The following is a 25,367-nucleotide window of genomic DNA, read 5'->3' as shown; positions in this document are numbered from 1 at the left end:
CTTACTTTTTGGTCATGTCGAGGCGGTTGGTAGGGCGGTATCCGGAGTGAGGTGTGCCTACCCGCGGCGAGGACGCCAGGCGGCGGTGGAGGCGCGCACTCGAAGCGCAGGCTCGACGAGCTGGTGACTGTACGGAGTGGCGGCAGTAGTGCCGTCCGGCGTCTGAGGTTGGCCGAGGCGTTCGAGGATCAGTTCGCCGCACTTCTCCCCGATCTTGGTGGGGAAGGTGGCGACGGTGGTCAGCGGCGGCGTGCGGTGAGCGGAACCGGCGATGTCGTCGAAGCCGCCGACAGCGATGTCGCGGCCGGGCTCGAGGCCGCGTCGGGTCAGTTCGGCGTAGACGCCGACGGCAACGATGTCGCTGTAGGCCACGATCGCGTCCGGGATCTCGCCGCGGTCGAGCAGGCGGCGGGTGGCGTCGGCGCCGCCGTCCGGGGTCGCCTCCCCGAACAGTCCGTCGGTGGGGTACATGGTCATGTCGGATCCGGCGATGGCGGCCAGAAAGCCCTGCTCGCGCTCGCGGCGTGCCGAGGTGTGCTGGGGGCCGCCGACCATGGCCACGGTCCGTGCACCCATCGAACGCAGGTGGTGGCCGAGCAGTCGTCCGGCTTCGACGTTGTCGGCGCCGACGTAGTCGTGGCGGAGGTCGAAGTGTCGGGCCAGGAGTACAAGCGGGATGCCGCTCGCCGCGAGCAGGTCGTCGATGTCCGAGGCCTGGGTTTCGCCCGCGGGGAGCAGGATCAATCCATCGATGCTGCGTTCGACGAGCCGGTCGAGTAGACGCCGCTGGCGGGTGGGGTCGTCGCGGCTGTAGCCGATGAAGACGGCGTAGTTGGCGCGGTCGGCGACGTCTTCGAGGGTCATGGCGAGTTCGGCGAAGTAGGGGTTCTGCACCTCGGTGACTACGAGGCCGAGGGTCATCGACCGAGGATTGCGAAGCATCGCGGCGTGCCGGTTGTAGACGTATCCGAGTGCCTTCATCGCCTCACGTACACGGCGTGTGGTCTCCGGCGCGACGCTCGGGCTGTCGTTGAGGACAAGAGACGCCGTCGATCGGGACACGCCGGCGTGGCGGCTGACGTCGGAGAGTGTGACTCGCCCCATGACCTCGACCCTGTCTCTCGTCCAGTGTGACCTGCGATACAGAACATACACGAGAACCTGGATCGATCCAAGAGCTTGTTCTCGCAGTTCGCAGTACCTTCCGGATGTCGATCGGTCATCTGGCCGGTCATCTGCGGAAACAGGAATGGATCGATCCAGAATCGATTTCCGGGTTCCGTGTGGGTCGGGTGCCGCACCTCGGCCGTGAGGGCGCGGATCCACGGCCGTCGCCCGGTGCTGGCTACGTGGCACGGTTGGCCACGCGCGGTAAACGATTTCTTGACGGTGTTCCCACTGCCCTCTACGGTGAGTTCGGGTACCCGCGACAAGTGGGCCCAGGCCGGGAGCAATCTGTCCCGCTCGTTGGCGCGGCGGTTCGGCGTTCCGCTCAGCGTGGCGCAACGTCGACACCCCGCAGGATTCACGGGAGCCACTATGCAAACAATGAGAAGTGTTCAGGTCTGCGCCGATGTCGAGGTTCTCGCCATCACCGAGACGGGCCGGGCGTCGTGACTGCAGAGATCGTCACGATTGCATCATTGACGGTGGGGGATACTGCGACTCGACGGTTCGTGGTCGACGCGGGTGCGGTGGATGCCTACGCCGACCTGTCGGACGACCGCAATCCGATCCACGTCGACGCGCAGTATGCCGCATCGACGCCGTTCGGAAAACGGGTCGCGCATGGGATGTTGGTCGCCGGCTATGTCCAGTCGGCGCTGACATCGCTCGTCGCTCCCGGCGGGGTCTCGAAGAGCTATACGTTCGAACTCCACGCGCCGACGTTCGTCAACTCGGTGGTCGACGCCACCGTGACCTGCGTTGAGACTGATCCGCGGACAGGCCGAGCGCATTTCGACCTGGAGATCACCGACGTCGACACGGGTACGGCCGTGATGTCTGGTCAGGCCGTCGTTGCGTTCAAGAAGTCGGCGTCGGTCGACTGATCGTGCCGCAGCGATTGCTGCGAGCTTCCAGGACGAGGAGCCCGAGCGGGCGTGTGCGCCCGCTGGGGCTCCTCGTCGTACTTTGAGCCTCAAATGGCCTGCCTCCGAACACATCCAACGCTCGTACCTATTCGGACGCATCCTTCTGCACTGGGCATTGTTGTGGGGTTCAACCCTTGACTAGCGTTAGTGATGTGGATTACATTTACCGCACTCCACACTATGGATTGAGGTCCACAATATGGAAACGCCCGGAGCGCAGAGTGCGTATCGACTTCTCGACGTCCTGACTCGAGTATCCCTCCACCCCGAAGGAATCACGGCAGGAGACATCGCAAAGGCAACCGATCTGACGGTCCCTACCGCGCACCGACTGCTGCGTGTTCTTCGCGAGCGCGGGTTCGCTGTCCAAGACGGTGCGTCGGGTAAGTACTCGCCGGGTCCGCAGATTCAGGTTCTTGCGGGTGAGGGCGTAGATCGCTACGCGCTCGAGGAACTGGGTAGGCCATTGCTTGCGCAGCTGCGTGACGCCACGACGGAGACGGTGTTCATGTCGGTTCGACGCGGCCTGCGGTTGACCTACCTCGTCTGTATGGCTTCGTCGCATTCCGTGCAAATGTACGGCGAACCGGGGCAACAGATTCCGCTGCACGCCACCAGTCAGGGCAAGGTGATCCTCGCGTTTCTGCCGTCGGGAGTCGGCGATCGGATCATCGACCAACTGGACCTGACCCGATACACCGACTCGACTATCACCGACACGGAAGAACTGCATCGAGTGATGCAGGACGTTCGACGCGACGGATTCGCACTCAGCCTCGAAGAGCGTGAGCTCGGAGTGCGCTCCATCGCGGCTCCCGTGTTCGATGCGACCGGCGCCGTGGCCGCGGCGATCTGTGTGGGTGGCCCGATCTTCCGTGTCACCGAATCCGACCTTCGCTCGCGATTCGCCGATCTCGTGCTGGACACCGCCTCGAAACTTACCGCCGAACTCTCCCGAATCAGACGCCCCTCCATTGGCGCCGACACGCTCCTCCCCATCGACTAGCACCGAGTAGCTCTACCGCACAACGTACTTGCCACCTCCACCGCTGCAAACACAGCGGTCGAACAAACATGCCCCGAGTAGGCACCTCCGCCAGAAGGAACCCCATGAAGCAATCCCGTGCTCTGATTCCCGCGCTTGCCTGCGCCGCGATACTCGTTGCCGGAACCGCGTGCAGCTCGAGCGTCGACAACAACGCCACCGCTGTCGAGGCTTCGGTTGCCGACGTCGTCATCGACGACGGCGGATGCGCCAAGAACCACGACCAGATCGCAGACATCCAGAAGAAGCTCGCCGGCAACCTGTACGGAATCGCTGCCGCGAACTCGGACAAGGGAACCAACACCAACCCCGAGCCGAAGCGCGCCGACGACCCGATCAAGATCACGTTCTCGATCGAAGGACTCAGCCACCCCTTCCTCGTCAAGCAGAAGCAACTCGCCGAGGAGACTGCCCGCGACCTCGGCGTCGAGATCAACGTCATCAGCGCCAATGACGACGTCAACCAGCAGTTCAACGACATCCAGACCGCCGTCGCGCAGGGCACGGATGCGCTGATGATGATGCCCGCGAACACCGAAGGACTCAACGCCGTCCTGTCGCAGGCCTCCACGGCCGGGGTGCCGTACTTCTTCACACAGAAGGGCATGCTGGGAGTGAAGCCGGCGTCCCAGGTGCTGGCACCCTACGCCACTGAAGGTCGCCAACTCGGCGAATGGGTCGTCGAACACTATGCGGGACAACAAGACATCAAGGTAGCCGTTGTCTCCGGAATCCCCGGGGATGCGTCGAGCGATGCCCGGGTCGGAGCGTTCATGCTTCCCCTGCTGCGGGCATGCACGTTCGACATCGTCGCCGAGCAGCCCGGCAACTATCGCCGCGCTGATTCCGAGAAGGCCGCCCAGAACATGCTCGCCGCGAACCCCGACGTCGACCTGGTGTTCGGCGCGAACGACGAGGCGGCACTCGGCGCAGTCGCCGCACTGCAGTCCAGCGGACGAACTGGAGTCGACGTCGTCGGCGCCGACGGCGAGACCGACATGTTCACCGCGATCGACAGCGGACAGACGCTCGCCACCGTCATTCACAAGCCCACCGCCGGCATCCTCGTCGAGGAGATCGTCAAGTACCTTCGCGGCGAGGAAGTTCCGCAGTTCAAGGTCTTGGATGAGGATCTGGTGACCAAGGACGACACCGCAACCACGCAACCCGCTTTCTGAACTCGGGAGTCCTCATGACAACCACAACATCCGTGCCAAGCCCGTCGAAGCCACCGTCGGCACCCGTCGACACCCCGCGGGCACGCATCCTCGACGGCAACGCGGTCAAGCAACTCGCCCAGCTCGGCCCCGTCGTTGCCCTGATCCTCCTCGTTGCCTTCTTCTCGGTCCAGGCGCCGAACTTCATCACAGCCAACAACCTGACCAACGTTCTGCAGCAAGTGTCCATCACCGCGATCGCGGCAGTCGGTGCCACCGTCGTGATTCTCGTTGCCGGAATCGACCTTTCGGTCGGATCGATCGTTGCCCTGACAGGCAGCGTCGCCGCGCTGTATCTCCAGCACGCAACGTTGTCGACCGGCATGGCAGCGGGCGCGGCCGTTGCGATCACCCTGGTCGCCGCGATCGGCTGCGGATTGCTCAACGGGATTCTCGTGACGGTAGCGAAGGTCCCCGCATTCATCGCCACGCTCGCGACCCTGACGGCTCTGCGCGGAATAGCCCTGCTGATCACCGACAGTTACCCCATCTCGATCAACAACTCCGCATTCACGCAGATCGGCATCGGCAAGGTCGGGCCGGTTCCTGTGCCGGTCATCATCATGGGCGTCACCTTCGCCGTCGGGTACGTGATCCTTCACCGGCTGAAGATCGGCCGGCGGATCTACGCGGTCGGCGGCAACAAGGAAGCCGCACGCCTGTCCGGGATCCGGGTCTCGCGAGTTCTGTTGTTCGCCTTCGTGTTCGCAGGATTCTGTGCCGGCGTGGCATCCCTGATACTCAGCGCGAAGCTGTCCTCCGGGCAACCGGCAGGAAGCGTCGGTTTCGAACTCGATGTCATCGCCGCGGTCGTCGTCGGCGGTACAAGCCTATTCGGGGGGCGCGGCAGACTGGCCGGCACGTTCCTCGGCGCGCTGGTCATCGCGGTTCTCGGTAACGGTCTCACCCTGATGAACGTCCCGTTCTACTGGCAGCAGATCGTCACCGGCGCCGTCGTCGTTGCCGCCGTGGTGCTCGACCGAGTCACCCGAGGGGAGCCGGGCGAATGACCGTCGACACCGCCGTCCGAACCGGACTCCTCGAAGCACGCGGAATTTCGAAGCGTTACGCGGGTGTCTCGGCGCTCGAGGATGTATCGATCGCACTCGAGCCCGGAAAGATCCACGCCCTGATCGGGGAGAACGGCGCTGGCAAATCGACGCTGTCGAAGATCCTGTCCGGTTTCGCGACACCGGACGACGGCGACATCCTCCTCGACGGCGATCCGGTGTCGATCAAGAGCCCGGCGCACGCCGCCGAACACGGAATCGCGATCGTGCACCAAGAACTGTCGGTGATCGGTTCGGTGTCGGTGGCCGAGAACGTTCTGGTCGGTGCCGAACCGTCGCGCTGGGGATTCGTGGATCGAAAGGCCCTGTCGACCGACGCCTCGCGCTACCTCGCCCGGGTCGGTCTCTCGATCGATCCCCGTCAGGACGCCGGCCGGTTGTCTATCGCCGAACAACAGCTCGTCGAGATAGCCCGCACCATCGCTCTCGACGCACGGATCGTATTCTTCGACGAGCCGACCTCGTCGCTTCCGCACGACGACTCTCGTCGGCTCCTCGGACTGCTCCGCGAGCTGCGAGATGCCGGCACCGCCGTGGTCCTGATCAGTCACGACCTGCCGGAAGTACTCGAATACTCCGACACCATCACCGTGCTGCGCGACGGCCGGCACATCATCACCGCACCGACCGCCGAGTTCACCGAAGACTCCCTGATCAAGCACATGATCGGCCGCGAGCTCGGCGCGCTGTATCACGGGCACACCAGCGCACCTCCGTCGTCCGCCGATCCGATCCTGACCGTCACCGGGATCGAAGCACCCGGAGTGCGAGCGGCATCCCTGCACGTCGCGCCGGGAGAAATCCTCGGCATCGGCGGGCTGGTCGGCAGCGGACGCACCGAGGTGCTGCAAGCGATCTTCGGTGCAACACGAATCACGGCGGGCACGATGATGCTCGACGGCACCGAATACACCGCCTCCCATCCGCACGAAGCGATCGAGTGCGGGATCGGACTCGTCCCCGAGGACCGCAAGGACCAGGGCCTCCACCTCGGCCTGCCGATCAGCTCCAACATCGAGCTGGCCAGTCTCGCGCAAATGAGCAGCGGACCGTGGCTGCGGCGCAGACGCGGCACCAAGATCGTCGACAAGTTCTTCCGAGAACTCCGCATCAAGGCGGCGAGCACCTCGTTGCCGGTCGGCGCCCTGTCCGGCGGCAACCAGCAGAAGGTCGCGCTCGCCAAGGTACTGGCCACCAACCCACGCGTCCTGCTGCTCGACGAACCGACCCGCGGCATCGATGTCGGTGCGAAAGCCGAAGTGCACAGACTCATCCGTGAACTGGCAGACAACGGCATCGCGATCATCATGGTGTCTTCCGTGCTTCCCGAACTTCTCGGCGCCTCGGACCGCATTGTGGTCATGCGCGGCAGACGAACAGTAGGCGAGCTCTCGCGGGCGGATGCCACCGAGGAGTCGGTTATGCGACTCGCCTTTCAAGGTGCGATCATATGAGCGCGCCGGTCGCCGTCGTGACCGGCGCGGAGGGCGGGTTGGGCGGTGCCGTGACATGCCGCCAACGGGCGATCGACGACCTGGACCTCGCAACGTGGAACCACACACTGTCGGTGAACCTGACCGGGACTTTCCTCTGCGCGATCGCGGCCATGGACGAGCTCCGCAGAACCGGTGGGGCCATCGTCACCATCGGAAGTCAGCTCGGATACACGGGCGGAATCGACTGTGCCGCATATGCGGCATCGAATGCAGGGGTTTCGGGGTTGACCCGGGCCCTCGCGCGACAACTCGGCCCCGATGTCCGGGTCAATTGCGTGGCCCGGGACCGATCGAGACACCGATGACCGCAGCGCACGCGACCCCCGAATGGGTCGAGCAGAAGACACAGCAGCAGGTGATGAAGCGCTTCGGCACCGCCGACGAGGTGGCCGCGGTCTCCTGGGTTGCGGGCACGGACGCCAGCTTCGTGACCGGACAAACCATTCACGTCAACGGGGGAGGAGTAATGCCATGAGAACCAGCGGAAAGATCGCACCCGACTTTCTCACCGCACGCGAGGCGGTCGACCGAATTCCCGACCGCGCACGTGTGCTGGTCGAAGCGTCCGGAGGCGGGGTCATCGAGCCGTCGGCGCTGATCGCGGCCGTCGCCGAGCGATACCGGCACACCGCGGCACCGTCGGAACTGTCCGTGTACTTCTGCAGTGGTATCGGTGATCGCAACGGCGCCGGGATGGACATGATGGCGATCCCCGGTCTGGTCAAGACGGCGGTCGCCGGACACTGGGCGATGACGCCCACTCTGTCGACCATGGCGCACGACGGCGAGATCGAGGCCTACAATCTGCCGCAAGGTGTGCTGGCGCAGCTGCTTCGGGAGAGCGCAGCGCACAGGCCGGGCCTGGTCACCAAGGTCGGGCTGGGGACCTTCATCGATCCGCGGCACGGCGGCGGAAAACTGAACGACGCGACGACCGCGGATCTGGTGAAGGTCCTCGAACTCGAGGGCGAGGAATACCTCTACTATCCCAGCCCGTCGTTCGACGTCGCCCTGATTCGCGGCACCACAGCAGACGAGCACGGCAACCTGACACTCGAGCACGAGACCGCCAAGCTGGGGGTGTTGGCCGCGGCGATGGCGGTCCGCAACAGCGGAGGCATCGTCATCGCCCAGGTCAAGCGGGTGGCGGCAGCGCACACACTGAGCCCGAAGAGTGTGGTCGTTCCCGGTCACCTCGTCGATGCGGTGGTCGTCGACGAGGATCAGTGGCAGACCGCGATCAACCACTACAACCCCGCCTTCTCCGGCGAACTGTACGTTCCGTTCGGGCGCTCCCCGGCGATGCCGCTCAGCGAACGCAAGGTGGTCGCCCGCCGCGCGCTCGACGAAATCCCTTACGGTGCAGTGGTGAATCTCGGTGTCGGGATGGCCGACGGGGTCGCAACCGCGGCCTTGGAAGAGGGAAGATTGGGCGAGATGACCCTCACCGTCGAGCAGGGACTGGTCGGCGGAGTGCCGGAACGCGGAGTCATCTTCGGAGTGACGATGAACCCCGAGGCGGTCATCGAGCACGCCTCGCAATTCGATTTCTACGACGGGGGAGGACTCGACGTGACCTGCCTCGGCTTCGCCGAAGTCGACATGGAAGGCAACGTCAACAGTTCGCTCGTCGACGGCCGGATCTTCGGCGCCGGCGGCTTCATCAACATTTCGCAGGCCGCCAAGAAGGTGGTCTTCTGCGGTTCCCTCACCGCCGGTGGTCTGCGCACGGACCTGACCGGATCGGCCCTGCGGGTCACCAGCGAAGGCAAGCACCACAAGTTCGTCCAGAAGGTCCGGCAGATCACCTTCAACGCCCGGCTGGCCCGCGAACGCGGTCAAGAGGTCCTCTACATCACCGAACGGGCGGTCTTCGCACTCGGCGACGACGGGCCCGTCCTGATCGAGGTGGCTCCGGGATGGACGACCGAGCAGATCGTGGCGCTGATGGACTTTCGGCCCAAGATCTCCGAATCCGTCGGACAGATGCATCCCTCCCTGTTTCGGGAGACACGAGCGAGAACACACATCGGGCCGGCCACGGCCGGCACGACCAGCGAGGAGAACTGACATGCGTACCCGCGCAGCCGTGACCTACGGCCTGAACACGAAATTCGACGTGAAGGAAGTCGAACTCGACGACCCCTCCGCCGACGAGGTGCTCGTCCACCTGGTCGCCTCGGGAATCTGCCATTCGGACATGCACCACGTGACCGGCGACCAGATCGCCCAGCTGCCCATGATTTTCGGGCACGAGGGCGCCGGGGTCGTCGAGAAGGTCGGCTCCGCGGTGACCCACGTCAAACCGGGTGATCACGTCGTCATGTCGTACCTTCCCTCGTGTGGCACGTGCCGGTGGTGCACCGACGGACAAACCAACCTGTGCGACCTCGGCGCGTACACCGTGCAGGGTCCGCAGCTGGATGGAACCCACCGGTTCCACGACGACGATGGCACCGGCCTCGGCCAGTTCTGCCTCGTCTCCACCTTCAGTGAATGGACGGTAGTACCGGGACAGTCCGTCGTGAAGGTCGAGCCGCACTACCGGCTGGAACGAGCATGTCTGGTGGCGTGCGGCGTCACCACTGGAGTCGGGACCGCAATCTATCGCGGCGGCGTCCGGCCTGGTGACGACGTCATGGTCTATGGCGTCGGCGGCATCGGGATGAACATCGTGCAGGGCGCCAAGGTTGCGGGCGCGAAACGCATCATCGCGTGCGACATCAACGACTGGAAGTTGGAACAGTCCAAGCTTTTCGGTGCAACACACACCGTCAACCCGACCGTCACCGATCCGGTGGAGTTCGCGACCGAACTCACCTGGGGCGTCGGTGTCGACCGGTCGTTCGAGGCGATCGCCACCCCCGAGACTATCGGCGCGGCGGTGCGCTCGGTCCGCAAGGGCGGAGTGGCGACCGTTGTGGGACTGACCCGCCACGACCAGCCGGACATCCCGATCAACCCGTCCGAGTTCGTGCTGTGGCAGAAGACGCTCACCGGATCCCTGAACGGTGGCTGCAACCCTCGCAACGACATCCCCGCCATGCTGCGGTTGTGGGATTCCGGGCAAATCGACCTGGACGGGCTCGTCACCAAGGAATACCGGCTTGAGGAGATCAACGAGGCCTATGACGACCTGCTGGCGGGGAAGAACCTGCGCGGCGTCATCCGTTACGAATGGGCAGACAACGGGGTGGACGCATGACACCGAACCCGCGACTCGACGACACCTCCCAGGAACTCCTCGAGGTGGTCGCCGACTTCTGCCGCACCAAGATCGCACCCCGGGCACAGAGCATCGACGAAACCGCGGAGTTCTTTCCCGACCTGCTGACCCAGGCCGCAGACATCGGTCTGCAGGGCCTGATCTTCGACGACGACGGGAAAGTCGATACCGCGATGTTGTCGCTGGCCCACGAGACCACCGAACTGGTGGCGTCGTACTCGGGTGCCGTCGCGCTGGGGATCTCCATTGCACGGCTGCACGGATACCTCCTGGCGACCTACGCACCGGACGACGTGCGACGCAGATGGCTTCCGGGCCTGATTGACGGATCCGCTCGCGGCAGCTTCGCGCTCAGCGAACCGCACGCTGGCACCGACATCCGCGCAGGCAAGACCGTCGCGACGACGATCGACGCCGACACGTTCTCGATCACCGGCGAGAAGGCCTGGATCACCCAATCGCCGCAGGCCGACTTCTGCATCGTCCTGACCAAGCTGGATTCGAAGGATCGCGACGCGGCCACAGCCGCATTCGTCGTGCCGCTCGACACACCCGGCGTGACCGTCGGACAGGACGAGCCGATGTCCGGATTCCGCGGAATGCCCATGGCCAACGTGTATTTCGACAACTGCCTCGTCCCCGCCGCGTGGCGACTGAACGTCGACGGCTTCCGTGGCATGCTCGAAGGCCTCAACCTCGCCCGTCTCGACGCGGGATGCTACGGCGTCGGATTCATGCGCGCCGCCCTGCGCGAAACGAGCGAATACGTCCGCAACCGGGAAGCATTTGGGCGCACATTGGCCGACCAGCAGATCGTGCAGGAAAAACTCGGACACATGCACGCGGACTACCTCGCCGCACGCGGGCTACTCCGGGACGGTGTCGACTCGTTCGCCCGCGGAGGGGGCGGGAACGCCCACCTGATCTCGGCCGCGAAGATGTTCGCTAGCGACGCCGCGATGCGCCACACCATCGAGGCAGTTCAGTTGCACGGCGGCTACGGAGTGCACCTGCACTATCCGGTCCAACGCCTGATGCGCGACGCAAAGATCATCCAGATCATCGACGGAACCAGCGAAATCCACGCCCTCATGCTCGGCCGTGCCGCAGCACGAGCGGACTGGACGAAGACCGAGGTGAACGCATGACCACCACCACCGCCGAAATCGACGTCCGGGACAAGGCAACCGGCGAGATCATCGGATCCGCACCAGTCTCGTCCGCCGTCGACGTCGATCGCGCCGTCGCCGAACTGGGCCGAACCCAACCGGACTGGGTCGCCGTGCCGGCAACCGAACGAGCAGCGATCCTGCGCCGCGCCGCCACGCTTCTCCAGCGCGACACAGATCGATTCGCGCGCATGCTGGTGCGTGAAGGCGGAGCCACCACGGCCAAGGCCGAGGGCGAGATCGGTGCCAGCATCCTCGAGTTCTACCAAGCGGCGGAGCTCGCGACCACAGCGCTCGGTGAGGTGATCCCATCCGGGCAACGCGGCCGCATGAACATCGTCGAACGGCGGCCGGTCGGTGTCGTCGGGCTGATCACGGCCTGGAATGCACCACTGCACATCGCGCTGCGCGTCCTCGCCCCCGCCATCGCCTTGGGTAACACCGTGGCACTCAAACCCGCTCCGGAAACTCCGTTCAGCGGCGGGCTGATGATCGGTGAACTACTCGACGAGGCGGGGCTCCCTGCCGGGGTCGTGGAGATACTGACCGGCGGACCGGCCGGGCAGGCGCTGGTGACCCACCCCGCGGTCGACATGATTCACTTCACCGGCTCCGAGGAGACCGGGCGCCGTATCAACGTCGCGGCCGCGCCGAGCCTCAAACGGGTAACACTCGAACTCGGTGGCAACAATGCCACCGTCGTACTGGCAGATGCCGATGTCGAATTGGCCGCACGATGCGGCGCCGAAGCCTCGTTCGGGCACCAAGGCCAGGTGTGCATCGCGACCGGCCGGCACATCGTGCTGTCGGCTGTCGCGGACGAGTACACGACGAGACTGGCCGCGCACGCCGCGGCACTGACCGTCGGTGATCCGAATGCAGGACAGGTCGATCTCGGGCCCATGGTGTCGACACGGCAGGTAGGCAAGGCGCAGGACATGATCGCCCGCAGCGTCGAGATGGGTGCGCACGTCGTCGAGGGAGGCACCGCGGCCGGCACACTGATGCGCCCGACGGTCGTGCGCGCGGTGCGTCCGGGGATGCCGCTACACGACGAAGAGGTATTCGCGCCGGTCGCGCCGATCACCGTCGTCGAGTCGGTCGAGGAAGCACTCGACATCGTCAACGGCACCCGATTCGGGTTGACCGCATCGGTGTTCGGCCGCGACCTCGACCACGCCTGGTCGGTGGCCGACCGGATTCGCACCGGAATGGTGCACGTCAACGATGTGTCCGCCATGCACGAGTCGCACGTACCGTTCGGTGGTAGGGCGGCGTCCGGACTTGGTGACGACCTCGGCGGCCGGGCCAACATCGACCTGTTGACCGAACGCCGGTGGACCAGCCTGCAGCGGACCAGGCAGTGAACAGCCATTCAGGCGGGATACGTCTCGAGATCAACGGGCCCGTCGCGAATCTGATCCACTTCCGGCAGACGGGCCCCGAAGTCGTCCGTGGCGCGTGGACCCGAGCCGGACAGCGGGCGTCCGCGTCCCTCGCGGCGTTACCGCAGACCACCGTTGCGGTGTTGAGCGGCAGCGCGTACGGCGGCGGGCTGGAACTGGCTCTTCATTGCGACTTCAGGATCGCCGCATCGCACGTCGAGATCGGACTTCCGGAAACGACGCTGGGCACGACAGCGGGGTACTCCGTCGGCGAAACATCGAGCTTTCTGAACAACCCATCATGGAGGGCAACCGATGACACGAACGGTCCTGATAGCGGGCTCCTCCCGCGGAATCGGTGAAGCAGCAGCACGACTGGAAGCTGCTGCAGGCTCACGCGTGATACTCCACGGCCGGACAGAAACGGAGAAACTGAAACAACTCGCAGCCGAACTCGGCACGCTCGCCTTCACCTGCGACGGGCAGGATGAAACTGCGGTGAACCGAACCGTCCAGCAGATCACTGAACAGGGCTACGAGATCGATGCGCTGATCTGCACCATCGGAGCCGTGCTACCGACGAATGCACTCACCGGCGACACCGAGCGTTGGATAGACGAGTACCGGTCCAACGTCTTGGCGCCGGTGAACTTCATCCGCGCCGTCGCACCGGGGATGACAGCCCGCGGACGCGGACGAATCGTCACCGTGTCGTCCATCCGCGGACGCGACAATTTGGCAAGCCCCGAAGTGACCGGCTACTCGGCGGCCAAGGCAGCCCTCGAGAACGTCACTGCGTCGTTCGCCAAAGCGCTGGCACCAGCGGTCACCGTCAACGCGGTGGCGCCGGGGTTCGTCATGACGGACATGGCCGAAACGTGGTCGGAGACCGTTCGCGGAGAAGTCGCATCCAATCTGCTCGGACGCGCGGGACAGCCCGAAGAGATCGCGGCACTACTGAGCTACTTGACGAGCGACGGAGCGAGCTTCATCACCGGACAGACAATTCTTGCCGACGGTGGCCTCGACGCCCGATAGCACCGAGTTCTACTGGGCGTCGAGGTCCTTGGCCACCACCGAGTCAGCGCCCGCTCGGCACGCTTGCTGCGCTGCAGCAACAAGTCCGGGAAGTGCGATCCGGAGGCGGCTTGGGGACGGCGACGTCGAGAGTGCCGGCGCGGGTGGGGGTACCGCCCTGCACGAAGAGCTTGGGGGAGCGAAGTCGCGGTGTCGGCACCCGTTGCGGCTGTTGGTGCGATCGCTGAAGAGCGTTCGCCGTAGCGGGCGCCGCACAGGGTGTCGGCCTCGCGCGCCCATCAGTGCGTCGATGAACGTGGACAACAAACTCCGCAGCAGGTCAGGGCTGGCGTCGGTGAGGCGACCGGTCAAGATCGGGCGCAGGTCGATGTCGTAGGCAGTGGTCATCGCGTGCTCTAACGCCCAAGTCGAGTTGGTGGCTCCCTGGGAGGACGGTTCTCTGTTTGTCAATGGGCGACAGCGGCGTTCAGGGTGCGGAAGAGCTCGCGGGCGATGTACCGCTCGAGTGAGCGTCGGATCTCCGGGTCGGACTTTCCCCGTGCGCGGCCCGCGGCGATGTAGGCGGGGGGTCGGACTTGCCGCGGCGCCGTGTCTGCCCACGGGGACACTCGACCTCGACGATGGTCAGTCCGGCACCGGTCAACACGCGAGCCAGGCCGATTCCGTAGCTGCGGGTGCCTTCGATCCGACCACGACACGGGGGCCGGGGGCGTGCTCGGCGATCCACACGAGGGCGTCGGAGAAGTCGCGCCGTTCGGTGCGGTCATCTCCAGTGCGTGTGTGTCGCGGTGTGTGTCGCCGCCGATGACGGCATCAACGGTGTCTGCCACCATGGTCATGGGCCTTCGCGCTCCTTCGGGTGCAAGGGTCAGGGCGGCACCGTCCCGGGCGGAACCACCCAGCGGCATATCTGTGACGGGTCACGTGCCCTTCGGCACGGACAGGCTTCTGATCAGGCCATGGCTCTCAGGTCGGGACGATCAAGGTCTGGCTGAGCAGGGCGGGGTTTGGTGCGGTGAAATCGGCGTCGTGGAACCGCTTGTCCGGATAACCGACAGCAGACTCCGCCGTCCCTTCTGAGTCGAGCGCCCCGCATCGATATCGATTCGGGGCACTCTCGCCGCGAGCTGAAACTACCCCTGGCGGCGGAGCTCCGCGCAAAAGACCGGAGGCGCCAACCCCGAGAAGGGTGAACGCCTCCGGCTCATCTTGTGCATCCGCAGTGTCGCCGCCTCTCGCCCACTCTTGCTCACGAACTAGACAGTCGGCCTTGTTCGAGCGGCCCCGGCACTGCGATCAGACGATCGGGGGGCATGTCATCACCCGCGGTGAAAACCACACTCCGTCACGGTCGGAGAGGCGGCCAGGAACGGGCGCAGCTCGAGCCACTCGTGGATCGGTTTCCCACCTGCGCCCGGAGCCGCGGACAGTTCGCCGGCCAGTTCGAGCGCCCGCTCGTGGCTGTCGACGTCGATCACCATCCAGCCGGCGATCAGGTCCTTGGTCTCGGCGAACGGGCCGTCGGTGACCGGTGGTCGCCCCTCGCCGTCGTAGCGGACGAACGTGCCCTCCGGGGAGAGTGCCTGACTATCGACGAACTCGCCGGTGCCCTCGAGCCGGGCGGCGAAGTCGTTCATGTACTGCACGTGGGCCGAGATCTCCTCCGGCGTCCACTGGTCCATGGGCGCGTCGTTGACCGATGCCGGCGCGCCGCGGTAGTGCTTGAGCAGCAGGTACTTGGCCATCATGTTCTCCTTCGTACGGTACGGCCCATTCTGGCCGATTCACTCCGGGGACGAAGCCGCGCGCGGGTTCTCGACAGTCCACGGCGACATGTCCTGACCATCTTCTCTGTCGGGGCCACAATCCATCGCGGGGACGGTGAGAGCCGCTCAGCTCGATTGTCGGATGTTGGGGAGGGTGTCGGCGAGTTGGTCGAAGAGGGTGGGCCATCCGCGACCTAGCCAGGCGAGGCGGCGCGGTCGAGGTGGTTGCCGTCGAGGAGGTGGGAGAGGCGGCGCTGCTGTTCGGCGGACACCGAGCTGGGAGCCTGGCATAGACGGGATTCACCGGGATCCGGTTCGATGTTCAGCGGTACAGGTTCGGCGAGGTCAAGCGCATCATGGAATGCCGGGAGACAGCAGCCGTGCATGGATCCGCGCCGCTTTGTTCCGCGGGGTGGACGCATCTTTTATAAAGATGGCGTTCGTGAGGTCCCCGGCCGCGTGCTCAAAACCTTTGCGGCCCTTGGCATACCTTTACTCAACTTGTTGTCTGGGAGGGGCGGGAGCGATCGTTGCCCCGTCCTGGCAGGTTGTCCTCCATCGTGCCAGGCTCAGCGACGGCACGGCGGTCGCGGGCCCGTGACGCCACAGCCGGGCGGTCTTGCGGCGATAGCCCCAGCCGAAGGTGTGGAGAAGTATGAAACGTGGGACGGCCGGGATCACGTGCAGGATCACCTCGCGCCCCTCCGGGTCGAGACCGTCGATGATCCAAGGCCCTTCGGCACCGAGTTCCCGGAAGCCCTTCGGTTTGACGAAGTACCCCTGTTCGATGGCGAGGTACTCGGCGGTGGTGATCGTGGCGCCGACGACCGGCCGGATGACGACAGTGACACGTGTCAGGAGGTGTGTGGGGTGGGGATGCTGTGGGTGAGGGCGCGGGCGGCGAGTTGAGCGCGTTTGTGGTGTGGAGGGAGGTCGTCGAGGTGGAATTTGGTGTAGAGGGCTTGCAGGTGTGTTTTGACGGTTTCGGTGCTCACTTGCAGGGTGTCAGCGATGTGTTGGTTCGATGCGGGGATGGGGTGGTCGGTGCCGTCGTGGAACGGTCGGCACAGTTCGGTGAGGACGGCGTGTTGAGCGGGGGTGAGGTCGAGGGGGCGGTCGGCGGTGTTGCCGATGTTGGTGATGCCGCAGTCCGTCGGGGGCTCACCGTGGTAGCTGAGGGTGCTGGAACCGATCCGAATGACATCTCCGGGGTGCAGGGTGTGGCGTCCCCATATCCGTGTGCCGTTGACGAAGGTTCCGTTGCGGGAGAGGCTTTCGTCGATGATGGTCCAGTAGATGCCGATGCGTTCGAGTGTGGCGTGGAGGCGGGAGATGTCCGGGTCGGTCTGTAGTGACAGGTCGGCATCGGCGGAGCGGCCGACGGTGATGGGGGAGCGGTCTGGGGTCAGCGGCATCTGATGGGTGTGTTCGTGGTCGGTGTAGGTCAGCGTCGGGTCTGTCACTGGGAGTCCTTGTGGTACGGGGTGGTTGGGACAGGCGCGGTGGTGGGCATCTGGGCCAGGATCTGCGCGGTGGTGTCGAGCATCTGCTCGATGACGATGGCTGCGGCGATACCGAGGGAAAGACACACCGCGCTGGCGAGGGGGAGCCACGGGGTGAGGGCTGCGGGGAAGAACCACCACAGGACGGCCAGGGCGAGGAGCGGGGCGGGCACCGCGATCCGCTGAGCTCGGGAGAGTTGGTCACGGTGCGCGGTCAGGGCGGTGCGTTGGGTGGGTGGGGGTCGTTGCTCGGCGGGTCGGTGAAGGTGTTCGTCGTCATGGGGCGTGCTTTCTCGCGATCGCGGTCGGGGGTGGGGTGGTGACGGGTGTCGGTTGTTTCCGGCCTCCTTCTATCGTGGTGGGCGGGGGCTGTTGGCGTTAGCCACCCTGGGGGTGACTGTGACCACCCCCGGGCCTCTGCGAGTCTGTGTGTGGTTCCGATTCGGTCAGGTGAAGGCGGAGGACAGGCACCAGGCGGTGGAGAGGACGCCGATGCTCAGAGCGATGATGCCGAGGGTTCTGGCCCTCTTTGATGCGGCCCGCGCGCCGTCGAGGTCGCCGCTGTACCAGCGGGGGAACACTTTCAGTGCGTTGCCGAACGCGGCGAATGCCAGCGGCCAGAAGAACACCGCGGCGGCGACGGCCCATCCGACGTTCGAGGGCGGGAGTGGGGGCGGCGACGGCGGCGGGGTGTGCGGTGTGGTCAGTTCGGGCTGGGTCATGGGGATTCTCCTGAAGATCGTGCGGTGGAGGGGGTGTGTGCCCGGTTAACACTGGTTCACGCCGATGTTCGGGCGCGTCCCCTTCAGGGTGGGGTGTACCGCACCCCCGGCTACTGGGTGCGGTAATGCGCTGGGGGAGTGCAATTTCGGAGAGTCGGGGGGGTGGGGTGATGCGCACCCTGATGGGGATGAGCGATCCCTATGGGGCCGGGCATCGTTGACGGCATCGAAAGCTCCACCCACCCACTCACACCGGTAAGGAACTCATGACGTCGAACACCACCAAGTCCACCAAGTCCGGCAAGTCCAGCCTGCGGGCGCTCGTCGTCGGTGCCGCCGCGGTGCCGATGCTGATGCTCGGGGCGGGCGCCGCGTCCGCTGCCGCGGCGTTCCCGTTCGATGTTCCGATCAACATCGGTTTCGAAAACAGCCAGCAGGGCGGCAATGGTGGCGCTGGTACCGGCGGTAGCAATGGCAACGGCAACAACAACACCGGCGGCAACGGCACCGGCGGTGCGGGCGGCGACGTCGGCGGCGGAATCAACGTCGGTTTCGAGAACAACCAGAGGGGTGGCAACGGTGGCGCTGGTACCGGCGGTAGCAATGGCAACGGCAACAACAACACCGGCGGCAACGGCACCGGCGGTGCGGGCGGCGACGTCGGGTAGGGAGCACGTCATGTCGAGAAGGACCACGATCGTTGCGTGTGCCGCGGCGGCGGTGATCGCCTGCGGGTGCGGGTCCGCCGCCGCGTCCGACGGCCCGACTCTCGGCCGCCCCGCGGTGGCCGGAGTCACCGTTCCGGACACCCCGGGCCGCGCCGACTGCCAGCCGGGTGCGCCCGGGAGCGGCAGCCGGGGCGGGGACGGCGGCGACTGTGTCGGCGGCTCCACCGGCGACGGCGTCGGAAACCGCGGCGGCAGTGGCACGGGCGGCGCCGGCGGCAACGTCGGATAGAACAACGGAGGGCGTACAATTCTCGTCACCGTTCGGCACCACACCATCGACGACCTGCGCCCGCCCGGGATTCTGCGCCCGGGCGGGCACAGGCCGTCGCCGTATCCGTCCGCCCGTCGGGCGAGCCACAGCAGGCGTTCCTGGAACACCGGGCTGACAACGTGTTGGCCTGGGACTTTTCGGTGGTCGACGAGTCCGACACCGAGGTCGCCCGGATCAGCAAGACGTGGGCGGGTTGGGACAACGCGGCACTTACCAACGCCGACAACGATGACGTGCAGATTCATGGGCGGATGCCGGATCCGTTGGCCTCTGTGGTGTCGCGGCCAGCCTGCCATCGACCTGACATCGAAACCGGACGACCGGGGCCGGAGCCCGTCCGGTCTGCTCCTGTGGTGATCCGTGCTCCCGTGGTGATCCGGTTGGGACGGAGCAGTATTCGAAACGTCGAACTTGGGGGACCGGAGTACTCGATTCGGTGCACCGAGAAATGTGGTGTGTCGCGCGGGCGGCGGGGGTGGCCGGAGTGGCACTGCCGTTCGAATTGCAGTTGGAGCCCTACGCCTCGGCGTGAGTGCGGAGCATTGTTTTCGCCTGGTAACAAAGATGATTCCACAAATATGAGACCGCTGCGACGGGGTGCGGCTTGCTGCAATTTTGCCTCACCCCGGCATTTCACAACATGCTCCTGTGGAGATGATTTCGACGGCTACTCTGCATGCTCGGATCCACTGGTCGGCGGCGGTAGCGGTGGCACTGCTCGCTCTGATGGTGACGGCAGTTCGGCGTCGGATACTACGGGCGCGACGACGCCCGCGACAACAAGGTGATCGAAAGATTTGGCCGAAGCGATGGGGGAAGTCTGCAAACTGCCCGAGGACGTTGCGGTCGTCGGGATGTAATGTGTTGGTATCAACGCAGTTTGGTATTCAGGGGATGGCCGGATGGTGTTGTGCTACGAGATGTTCAAGGTGCGGGAGGATGTTCGCGACGGTGTCGGGGATGCCGTTCTGGGTGGCCATGTGTTGACGGTGCCGGTCAATCCGCCTTCGGCGCTGGGCCCGTTGTCGCCGACGATGAGGATGACCAGCGTGTCATCGGCGATGTCGAGTTCGTCGAGGACCGCGACGAGGCGTCCGACCTGATCGTCGGTGTGCGCGACGAAGCCGGCGAACACTTCCTGCATCCGCGCACTCAGGTCGCGGACATGGCTGCGGGAGTCGCCGCCACCAGATAGCCATGGTTCGTTTGGATCATCGGGAAAATAGTCCTCGGCTGTCTGTCCATGTCACCTAGATGTGTCGCAGACGTGGGCCTACCTGGATGTGCGGACGGTAACGATTACTTTGCCGAGTTGGGATTCTTGCGCTGGTTTGCATTGAAGCGCGCTTTCTTCTGACGATTCCCGCACGTGTTCATGTCACACCATCTGCGGGTGCGGCTTTGGCTGGTGTCGAAGAAGGCGGCTTGGCAGGTTGGCGATGCGCACAGGGCCAATTGTCCGTCTCGTTCACCTGCGATGATGCTGATCGCGTCGGCGGCGATCACGCCTAGGGCATCTTCAACGCAGGAAGCCGAGCTCAGTCGCCATCGCCGATTGCCCTCGGGAGTCAGGATTGCCGCTGCCCGACCCTGAATGCTGCAGTCATTGATGACGTGGACAGCGGACGCAGGGAGAGCGTCTTGGATCGCGGCCGCTGTCGCTGCGGCGTGAATACATTCCCTCAGTTCCCGAGCGAGTTCGAGCTGGGCGGTGGTGCAGGAGTCCACGGCTAGGCCGTTCTCTGCCAACCAGTCGACGAGTCGCTGCGGCGTGGGAATGCGCTCCACAGCGTTGCCATGACGCTCCGTCAGAGTCCCCGTGAAACTGGTCGCTAGCACGTTACCGAGGCGAAAGTCGGGGAACCCAGCACGCATGGAACCACCTTAGCGGGTTGCACGCTGTCATGAAGACGTGTTAGAACCGTCTTAGCCGGTTCGCGATAGGTCTTAGCCGGTTCCCCGATGACCGGGAGGTCTCATGCCCCGTCCAACCAGCGACGTGCAAGCATTTGAAGCCCACGCAACTGACGCTGACCTCGACGATCTGCGCGCGCGATTAGCCGCGGCTCGGCTACCGGAGGCTGAGACGGTCTATCGCGCCGCGCCCGACCCTCGCCGATGGGAACAGGGCGTTCCTCTCGCCGACCTCGTCGACGTCGTCAACTACTGGCGCACCGGATACAACTGGCGGTCGTTCGAAGCGCGCCTCAACCGGATCGGACAGTTCCGCACGACCATTGATGATCTGGGAATCCACTTCCTACACCGCCGATCCGCGCGCGCAGATGCCACTCCTCTGATCTTGACGCACGGCTGGCCAGGCAGCATTGCCGAGTTCGTCGATGTAGTAGACGAGCTCGCAGATCCGAAAGATGCCGACGCGCCAGCGTTCCACGTCGTGGTCCCGTCGTTACCGGGCTTTGGTTACAGCGACAAGCCGGCCACCACCGGGTGGGGAATCGAAAAGATCGCGGCCGCATGGGTGGAACTGATGGGAAGGCTCGGCTACGACAAGTTCGTAGCCCACGGCGGCGACTGGGGAGGTGTGATCACCACGGTGCTCGGCGGAAGGTTCCCGGCGCACGTTCTCGGCATCCATACAACGACCGCGCAGGCACCGCCCGGGTTGACAACGGACGGGCTGACGGCGGCCGAGAGAAAATGGACCGAGGAAACCCGCGATTTCTGGCGCCACCACGCGGCGTATGCGAAGCAGCAGGCGACCCGACCGCAGACCATCGGCTACTCGCTCGTGGACTCACCAGTCGGGCTTCTCGCCTGGATCCTTGACAAGTTCGCGGAGTGGACAGATACCGAAGATAGCCCGTTCGAGACGGTTTCCAGAGACAGAGTTCTCGACGACGTCACTCTGTACTGGCTGACGCGGACCGGCGCATCGTCAGCCCGCATCTACTACGAAAGCCACAACTCGCTCGACCCCGACCTTCGGGTCGACGTCCCGTCGGCAATCAGTGTGTATCCCCGCGACATCGAGAAGTGTCCGCGCGCCTGGGCGCAGGAGCGATACCGACAGATCGTCCGATGGAGGTCGCCCGAAACAGGGGGACATTTCCCGTCGCTGGAGGTTCCCGAGTATTTCCTCAAGGATCTGCAAGAAGGCCTCACGGCAGTGCTGGCCGCTGATCGGTAGACGCGGCCGGGTGCCGGGACTCGGAATTGGTCCGAGGATCCGAGCTGCGCGCCGCATGCGCGGCCCGGCGAGGGCGCTAGGGCATGTCTCCCAATAACTTGAGCCACTCGACGATGCCGGCGAGCAGGAATCCGGCGCGGTAGGTGAGGGCGAGTTTGTCGTAGCGAGTGGCCACCGCACGCCACTGTTTCGCCTTGTTGAAGGCCCGTTCGACCACGTTGCGCCCCTTGTAGGACTCCGGGTCGAAGTTCGGTGGCCGCCCGCCTGCGCGGCCCTTGTTCACCCGGTTCGCTGCCTGATCGGTCTTCTCGGGGATCACCGCCTTGATGCCTCTGCTGCGCAGCAGTTCCCGGTTTGCCCGTGATGAGTACGCCTTGTCGGCCCGGACCTCGACGGGGCGCGTGCGGTGCGCTCCGCCCGCGAGCCGCGGCACGCAGATGCCCTCCAGCACGTGGGCGAACATCGGACTGTCACCGGCTTGGCCTGGGCCGACCAGCACCGACAGCGGGCGCCCGTGACCGTCGCACGCCAGGTGCGCCTTGCTGGTCAACCCGCCCCTCGACCGGCCGATGCCGTGATCGGCAGGCTCGTCACGCAGGTTCGTGTAATTCGGTAGATCCCCCTGTGTGGCGGGCGGCGTTCGCACCGTGCTGATGGACACGGACCACTGTGGAATCGACCGATACCGCCCAGTCCAGGTTCCCGCCGGCGTCGGCCATCGCGACCAGAGCCGTCAGCACCCGATCCCAGGTTCCGTCTCCGGCGTATCGGCGATGTCGCTTCCACACCGTCTTCCACGGCCCGAAATGCGACGGGAGATCTCGCCAGGGCAACCCGGTCCGCAGTCGATACAGCATCCCCTCGACCACCACACGATTGTTCCGGAACTTCCGCCCCCGGAGCCCATCGGAACTGGGCAACAGCAGCGCGAGCAACTCCCACTGCTTGTCCGTCAACACCTCAAACCGATCAACAACGTCTGCCACACCGAAGAGTCTGCAGCACAACACCACAAATCATTGGGAGACACACCCTAGCACCGCGACCGGCTGCAACGGCGACTAGGACTCCTCGCGGCAAGGCATAGGACCTCCGATGAGACCGTTCACCGATCGGCTTGCGGAACGGCGGGCATGAATCGTCCACGACGTTGGGTCGGGACGGCGTCGGGCCCAATCCAGTCGGTGACGGGCAGCATTTGTCACACTGGCTTCATGAATGATGTCTGGCCGATTGTGCACGCGGAGCGTGCGGCGCTGATCGATGACCTCACCGACCTCACCGACGACCAGTGGGCCCACCCGTCGCTCTGTGGTGACTGGACCGTGCACGACGTCGCTGCACATTTGATCAACAACGCGAAGACCACCCGCCTCGGCATCGTGCGCAACATGGCCCGTGCGCGCTTCAACTTCGATCGCCAGAACGCCCAAGGCGTCGAACGCGAACGCGGCGCCACGCCCCGCGAAACGCTCGCCGGGCTTCAGCAGGTAGCAACACGTACGTCGACGCCGCCGGCACCGCTCGACAGCAGGCTGGTCGAAGAGGTCGTCCACGGCGAAGACATCCGACGGCCGCTGGGCATCACCCGTATATATCCGTCGGAGGCGGTCGTCAGGTCGTTGCGGTATCAGGCGCGCACCCCGGTATCCCTGGGCGGTGCGAAGCAACTCATTGCCTCGGTCCAGTTGCGGGCCACCGACGCAGACGTGTCGATCGGCGATGGCCCAGAAGTCTGCGGCCCGGCACTGTCGCTGCTCATGGCGATATCGGGGCGCAAGTCGGCGCTGGGTGACCTCGACGGACCCGGAGTATCTGCGCTGGAGTGATCACGCCAGTGGCGTCCCGCAGAATCAACCAGCAGCGAGACAGTCTGGCCGACAGCCCGCCGCCGAACAGGTGGTTCCGTAAGCGGAGAGCCGATGCCTCGCAGGCCGAGAGCACCGAATCCCGGCTGGGTCCTACGACCTGCTCGCCGGCGCTGAGAGATTCGAATCCGTAACGGACCAGTCGGTCTGGACGATCAAGGTGCCAAGGCTATATACCGACACAAGGAGCGAGAAGTATGGGTTCGTCCGAAATCTTCACTGATTTGGTCGCCTGGGGTGCTGAGGGTTTTCTGAACGGAAATCCGGTGCAGTCGGCAGTGGGTGCGGTGCTGTTCCTGGGCCTGGGACTCTGGGACCTCGTCACGGGTGCACCCATCGTCATCTGAACCGGCCACACGTACGGTACTTGCCAGAGAATGTAAATCTGTGGGCTGAGCCTGGCCGAGGCCGATGGTTGACCCGAGGTCCGAGACATTTCCGAGTCCGGCCACTCGACGCCGGACAACATCCGTGGCACAGCCGTGCCCAGTCTTCGCATCGACCCTCGTCTGGGCCTAGTGGATTCGCAAAAGAACAGCAACGTGCTGTCACCGGGCGATGAGCGGGCCGTCGGTCATCGGACGGGCCAAGCAGGACTGCTCGGCACCAGACGTATTGCTACTGAAAGGATCTCAATGAGAAGCACAATTAGGGCTACAGCACGAGTCACGGCCGCCGTCGTTACGGGTGTCGCCTTCGCGGCGATCATCGGCTCCGGCACCGCCCAGGCGGCCCCCCAGGACTGCGTCATTCAGCGGGATGCCTTCAGCGCGACGGCGACCTGCCATGACACCGATGCACCCCATGGTAGGGAGTACGCGCTGATCGTCGACTGCTGGGGCCTTCACGGCATCCCCAACGCCTTTCCGTTCTATGCGATCGGGCCCTTTAGCCAGTCCAGTCGCTCATTCGTGCCGACAGGTCAGGCCACAGGGGCTTGCGGCACGAATTGGGGTGCCCCCGCGTTGGATGCCGGCGTGATCACCAACGCCCACGTGGAGATCTATCGCCAGTAGCAGGTACCAGGGACGCGATCCGCGTGTCCGCCGAAGCTGTGCACCTGGTTGACGATCCACATCCCGACCTCGATGTCGCCAGCCACGAAGGACTAGCGCGTCGTCTTGGGATAGGGCCGGGGAGCAGTTTCGCGATCGTGGTGCGCGCGTTCAAGTCTGAGAGCTGGACCGTCCCGATGCCTGCTGACGGAGAGTGTGGCTACTCGGGGAGTGTGTCGCCCGGGAAGCCGAGGCACGGGAGGACCTCACAGGTCATGATTCCGGCCTGCACACACGGGTCGGCGGCCATGATCTGCCGCGCCCGTTCAAGGGGCTCGGTCATGATCGCCACGCCGGCAACGGTGTCAGAGATGACGGGACAGAGGATCGCGATCACGCCTTCGGCGCGTAGCGACACCATGCGACGTTGGTGCTCGAGTTCGATCGCCTCGGCTCCGTCCTGGTATCGGTCCGAGCTCCATCGAAGCTGAACCAGGCTAAAGGGCTTGGCGGTCGCGGCCAGGGCTTGAATCTGGTCGTCAGTCACGTCCGAGCTCATCTCGTTCACATCCCTCCTCTTGGCGTTCGACCTCGATCAAACCTACGACCCGCTCCTGATCTCGTC

At 65.0% G+C, this 25,367-nt stretch carries 25 protein-coding genes and 3 pseudogenes; 18 read left to right on the top strand and 10 right to left on the bottom strand.

Going from position 1 to position 25,367, the window contains the following annotated elements; genetic code table 11:
- Positions 1-57: 57 nt before the first annotated feature.
- Positions 58-1,104, bottom strand: a complete 1,047-nt coding sequence (locus WKC72_RS25370; protein ID WP_370180008.1) for a LacI family DNA-binding transcriptional regulator — start codon at positions 1,102-1,104, stop codon at positions 58-60.
- 104 nt (positions 1,105-1,208) lie between these two features.
- Between WKC72_RS25370 and WKC72_RS25365 the strand changes: the two genes are divergently transcribed.
- The 12 genes and pseudogenes from WKC72_RS25365 to WKC72_RS25310 all read left to right on the top strand — a co-directional run bounded on the left by WKC72_RS25365 (position 1,209) and on the right by WKC72_RS25310 (position 13,739).
- A complete protein-coding gene (locus WKC72_RS25365) occupies positions 1,209-2,051 on the top strand; it encodes a MaoC/PaaZ C-terminal domain-containing protein (protein ID WP_370180006.1) in 843 nt (280 codons plus the stop codon).
- Positions 2,052-2,292: 241 nt separating this feature from the next.
- Positions 2,293-3,099: an IclR family transcriptional regulator gene (locus WKC72_RS25360; RefSeq protein ID WP_052032901.1), complete on the top strand. Its 807-nt coding sequence runs from the start codon at positions 2,293-2,295 to the stop codon at positions 3,097-3,099.
- Positions 3,100-3,203: 104 nt separating this feature from the next.
- Complete coding sequence (locus WKC72_RS25355; RefSeq protein WP_037227704.1) at positions 3,204-4,316, top strand: substrate-binding domain-containing protein; 1,113 nt, start codon at positions 3,204-3,206, stop codon at positions 4,314-4,316.
- Positions 4,317-4,330: 14 nt separating this feature from the next.
- A complete protein-coding gene (locus WKC72_RS25350; protein WP_037227702.1) occupies positions 4,331-5,365 on the top strand; it encodes an ABC transporter permease in 1,035 nt (344 codons plus the stop codon).
- Complete coding sequence (locus tag WKC72_RS25345) at positions 5,362-6,879, top strand: sugar ABC transporter ATP-binding protein (RefSeq protein ID WP_370180002.1); 1,518 nt, start codon at positions 5,362-5,364, stop codon at positions 6,877-6,879. Before WKC72_RS25350 ends, WKC72_RS25345 begins: the two co-directional genes overlap by 4 nt.
- Positions 6,876-7,396: pseudogene (locus WKC72_RS25340) on the top strand (SDR family NAD(P)-dependent oxidoreductase). The gene WKC72_RS25345 and the pseudogene WKC72_RS25340 overlap by 4 nt, the downstream one beginning before the upstream one ends.
- Entirely contained in the window at positions 7,393-8,991 is a 1,599-nt protein-coding gene (locus WKC72_RS25335) for an acyl CoA:acetate/3-ketoacid CoA transferase (RefSeq protein WP_370180000.1), read from the top strand. Before WKC72_RS25340 ends, WKC72_RS25335 begins: the two are co-directional and overlap by 4 nt.
- A 1-nt stretch (position 8,992) precedes the next feature.
- Entirely contained in the window at positions 8,993-10,126 is a 1,134-nt protein-coding gene (locus WKC72_RS25330) for a Zn-dependent alcohol dehydrogenase (protein ID WP_370179998.1), read from the top strand.
- Positions 10,123-11,295, top strand: a complete 1,173-nt coding sequence (locus WKC72_RS25325; RefSeq protein WP_112302330.1) for an acyl-CoA dehydrogenase family protein — start codon at positions 10,123-10,125, stop codon at positions 11,293-11,295. The genes WKC72_RS25330 and WKC72_RS25325 overlap by 4 nt, the downstream gene beginning before the upstream one ends.
- Positions 11,292-12,683, top strand: coding sequence for an aldehyde dehydrogenase family protein (locus WKC72_RS25320; RefSeq protein WP_370179995.1), 1,392 nt, complete (start codon positions 11,292-11,294; stop codon positions 12,681-12,683). Before WKC72_RS25325 ends, WKC72_RS25320 begins: the two co-directional genes overlap by 4 nt.
- Entirely contained in the window at positions 12,653-13,063 is a 411-nt protein-coding gene (locus WKC72_RS25315; protein ID WP_370179993.1) for an enoyl-CoA hydratase-related protein, read from the top strand. The genes WKC72_RS25320 and WKC72_RS25315 overlap by 31 nt, the downstream gene beginning before the upstream one ends.
- On the top strand, positions 13,017-13,739 hold the full coding sequence (locus WKC72_RS25310) for an SDR family NAD(P)-dependent oxidoreductase (RefSeq protein WP_370179991.1): 723 nt from the start codon (positions 13,017-13,019) through the stop codon (positions 13,737-13,739). The genes WKC72_RS25315 and WKC72_RS25310 overlap by 47 nt, the downstream gene beginning before the upstream one ends.
- Before the next feature lie 41 nt (positions 13,740-13,780).
- Here the strand turns inward: WKC72_RS25310 and WKC72_RS25305 are convergent.
- From WKC72_RS25305 to WKC72_RS25285, 5 genes and pseudogenes are all read right to left on the bottom strand, one after another.
- Positions 13,781-14,126, bottom strand: a pseudogene (locus tag WKC72_RS25305) (transposase); the annotation flags it as partial.
- Positions 14,127-15,058: 932 nt separating this feature from the next.
- Positions 15,059-15,484 (bottom strand): YciI family protein, encoded by a 426-nt coding sequence (locus WKC72_RS25300; RefSeq protein ID WP_128638745.1) that lies wholly within the window; start codon positions 15,482-15,484, stop codon positions 15,059-15,061.
- Between the two features lie 875 nt (positions 15,485-16,359).
- Positions 16,360-16,968 carry an FHA domain-containing protein gene (locus WKC72_RS25295; protein WP_268790689.1) on the bottom strand — a complete coding sequence of 203 codons (609 nt, stop codon included), beginning with the start codon at positions 16,966-16,968 and terminating at the stop codon, positions 16,360-16,362.
- Positions 16,965-17,180, bottom strand: coding sequence for a hypothetical protein (locus WKC72_RS25290; RefSeq protein WP_268790688.1), 216 nt, complete (start codon positions 17,178-17,180; stop codon positions 16,965-16,967). Before WKC72_RS25290 ends, WKC72_RS25295 begins: the two co-directional genes overlap by 4 nt.
- Before the next feature lie 273 nt (positions 17,181-17,453).
- Positions 17,454-17,729 carry a CD225/dispanin family protein gene (locus WKC72_RS25285; protein ID WP_370179987.1) on the bottom strand — a complete coding sequence of 92 codons (276 nt, stop codon included), beginning with the start codon at positions 17,727-17,729 and terminating at the stop codon, positions 17,454-17,456.
- A 266-nt stretch (positions 17,730-17,995) separates the two neighbouring features.
- Here WKC72_RS25285 and WKC72_RS25280 point away from each other — a divergent pair, with 266 nt between their 5' ends.
- Together WKC72_RS25280 and WKC72_RS25275 are read left to right on the top strand one after the other, a co-directional pair.
- Positions 17,996-18,397, top strand: coding sequence for a hypothetical protein (locus tag WKC72_RS25280; protein WP_370179985.1), 402 nt, complete (start codon positions 17,996-17,998; stop codon positions 18,395-18,397).
- Between the two features lie 10 nt (positions 18,398-18,407).
- Positions 18,408-18,686, top strand: coding sequence for a hypothetical protein (locus WKC72_RS25275; protein WP_128638739.1), 279 nt, complete (start codon positions 18,408-18,410; stop codon positions 18,684-18,686).
- A 955-nt stretch (positions 18,687-19,641) separates the two neighbouring features.
- Here the strand turns inward: WKC72_RS25275 and WKC72_RS25270 are convergent.
- Positions 19,642-19,941: pseudogene (locus WKC72_RS25270) on the bottom strand (sulfatase-like hydrolase/transferase); the annotation flags it as partial.
- Between the two features lie 86 nt (positions 19,942-20,027).
- Positions 20,028-20,603, bottom strand: coding sequence for an ABATE domain-containing protein (locus WKC72_RS25265; protein ID WP_370179982.1), 576 nt, complete (start codon positions 20,601-20,603; stop codon positions 20,028-20,030).
- Positions 20,604-20,706: 103 nt separating this feature from the next.
- Here WKC72_RS25265 and WKC72_RS25260 point away from each other — a divergent pair, with 103 nt between their 5' ends.
- Positions 20,707-21,879: an epoxide hydrolase family protein gene (locus WKC72_RS25260; RefSeq protein WP_370179980.1), complete on the top strand. Its 1,173-nt coding sequence runs from the start codon at positions 20,707-20,709 to the stop codon at positions 21,877-21,879.
- Between the two features lie 76 nt (positions 21,880-21,955).
- Here WKC72_RS25260 and WKC72_RS25255 read toward each other — a convergent pair.
- A protein-coding gene (locus tag WKC72_RS25255; RefSeq protein WP_268789290.1) for an IS5 family transposase occupies positions 21,956-22,865 on the bottom strand; the annotation gives its coding sequence in 2 pieces (ribosomal slippage) (positions 21,956-22,507 and positions 22,509-22,865; 909 coding nt in all).
- Between the two features lie 228 nt (positions 22,866-23,093).
- On the opposite strand from WKC72_RS25255, the gene WKC72_RS25250 reads away from it, so the two are divergent.
- The 3 genes from WKC72_RS25250 to WKC72_RS25240 all read left to right on the top strand — a co-directional run bounded on the left by WKC72_RS25250 (position 23,094) and on the right by WKC72_RS25240 (position 24,763).
- Positions 23,094-23,708: a maleylpyruvate isomerase family mycothiol-dependent enzyme gene (locus WKC72_RS25250; protein ID WP_370184498.1), complete on the top strand. Its 615-nt coding sequence runs from the start codon at positions 23,094-23,096 to the stop codon at positions 23,706-23,708.
- 236 nt (positions 23,709-23,944) lie between these two features.
- Positions 23,945-24,094 (top strand): hypothetical protein, encoded by a 150-nt coding sequence (locus tag WKC72_RS25245; protein ID WP_167344014.1) that lies wholly within the window; start codon positions 23,945-23,947, stop codon positions 24,092-24,094.
- Between the two features lie 288 nt (positions 24,095-24,382).
- The gene (locus WKC72_RS25240) at positions 24,383-24,763 is read left to right on the top strand and encodes a hypothetical protein (RefSeq protein ID WP_370179977.1); all 381 of its coding nucleotides are present in this window, start codon (positions 24,383-24,385) and stop codon (positions 24,761-24,763) included.
- A gap of 199 nt (positions 24,764-24,962) precedes the next feature.
- Here the strand turns inward: WKC72_RS25240 and WKC72_RS25235 are convergent, their stop codons facing one another.
- Positions 24,963-25,289, bottom strand: coding sequence for a hypothetical protein (locus WKC72_RS25235; RefSeq protein ID WP_370179975.1), 327 nt, complete (start codon positions 25,287-25,289; stop codon positions 24,963-24,965).
- Positions 25,290-25,367: the final 78 nt, after the last annotated feature.

Origin of the sequence: Rhodococcus wratislaviensis, from assembly GCF_041228765.1 — a bacterium.
GTDB classification, from domain to species: Bacteria; Actinomycetota; Actinomycetes; order Mycobacteriales; family Mycobacteriaceae; genus Rhodococcus_F; species Rhodococcus_F wratislaviensis.
This window is presented reverse-complemented; position numbering and strand designations above follow the sequence as displayed.

Coding starts and splice junctions, on each gene's coding strand:
- WKC72_RS25260 (WP_370179980.1), top strand. CDS start 20,707: ATGCCCCGTCCAACCAGCGACGTGCAAGCATTTGAAGCCCACGCAACT.
- WKC72_RS25280 (WP_370179985.1), top strand. CDS start 17,996: ATGACGTCGAACACCACCAAGTCCACCAAGTCCGGCAAGTCCAGCCTG.
- WKC72_RS25335 (WP_370180000.1), top strand. CDS start 7,393: ATGAGAACCAGCGGAAAGATCGCACCCGACTTTCTCACCGCACGCGAG.
- WKC72_RS25310 (WP_370179991.1), top strand. CDS start 13,017: ATGACACGAACGGTCCTGATAGCGGGCTCCTCCCGCGGAATCGGTGAA.
- WKC72_RS25320 (WP_370179995.1), top strand. CDS start 11,292: ATGACCACCACCACCGCCGAAATCGACGTCCGGGACAAGGCAACCGGC.
- WKC72_RS25240 (WP_370179977.1), top strand. CDS start 24,383: ATGAGAAGCACAATTAGGGCTACAGCACGAGTCACGGCCGCCGTCGTT.
- WKC72_RS25365 (WP_370180006.1), top strand. CDS start 1,209: ATGTCGATCGGTCATCTGGCCGGTCATCTGCGGAAACAGGAATGGATC.
- WKC72_RS25275 (WP_128638739.1), top strand. CDS start 18,408: ATGTCGAGAAGGACCACGATCGTTGCGTGTGCCGCGGCGGCGGTGATC.
- WKC72_RS25285 (WP_370179987.1), bottom strand. CDS start 17,729: ATGACCCAGCCCGAACTGACCACACCGCACACCCCGCCGCCGTCGCCG.
- WKC72_RS25345 (WP_370180002.1), top strand. CDS start 5,362: ATGACCGTCGACACCGCCGTCCGAACCGGACTCCTCGAAGCACGCGGA.
- WKC72_RS25265 (WP_370179982.1), bottom strand. CDS start 20,603: ATGCGTGCTGGGTTCCCCGACTTTCGCCTCGGTAACGTGCTAGCGACC.
- WKC72_RS25370 (WP_370180008.1), bottom strand. CDS start 1,104: ATGGGGCGAGTCACACTCTCCGACGTCAGCCGCCACGCCGGCGTGTCC.
- WKC72_RS25330 (WP_370179998.1), top strand. CDS start 8,993: ATGCGTACCCGCGCAGCCGTGACCTACGGCCTGAACACGAAATTCGAC.
- WKC72_RS25350 (WP_037227702.1), top strand. CDS start 4,331: ATGACAACCACAACATCCGTGCCAAGCCCGTCGAAGCCACCGTCGGCA.
- WKC72_RS25300 (WP_128638745.1), bottom strand. CDS start 15,484: ATGGCCAAGTACCTGCTGCTCAAGCACTACCGCGGCGCGCCGGCATCG.
- WKC72_RS25360 (WP_052032901.1), top strand. CDS start 2,293: ATGGAAACGCCCGGAGCGCAGAGTGCGTATCGACTTCTCGACGTCCTG.
- WKC72_RS25245 (WP_167344014.1), top strand. CDS start 23,945: ATGGGTTCGTCCGAAATCTTCACTGATTTGGTCGCCTGGGGTGCTGAG.
- WKC72_RS25355 (WP_037227704.1), top strand. CDS start 3,204: ATGAAGCAATCCCGTGCTCTGATTCCCGCGCTTGCCTGCGCCGCGATA.
- WKC72_RS25325 (WP_112302330.1), top strand. CDS start 10,123: ATGACACCGAACCCGCGACTCGACGACACCTCCCAGGAACTCCTCGAG.
- WKC72_RS25250 (WP_370184498.1), top strand. CDS start 23,094: ATGAATGATGTCTGGCCGATTGTGCACGCGGAGCGTGCGGCGCTGATC.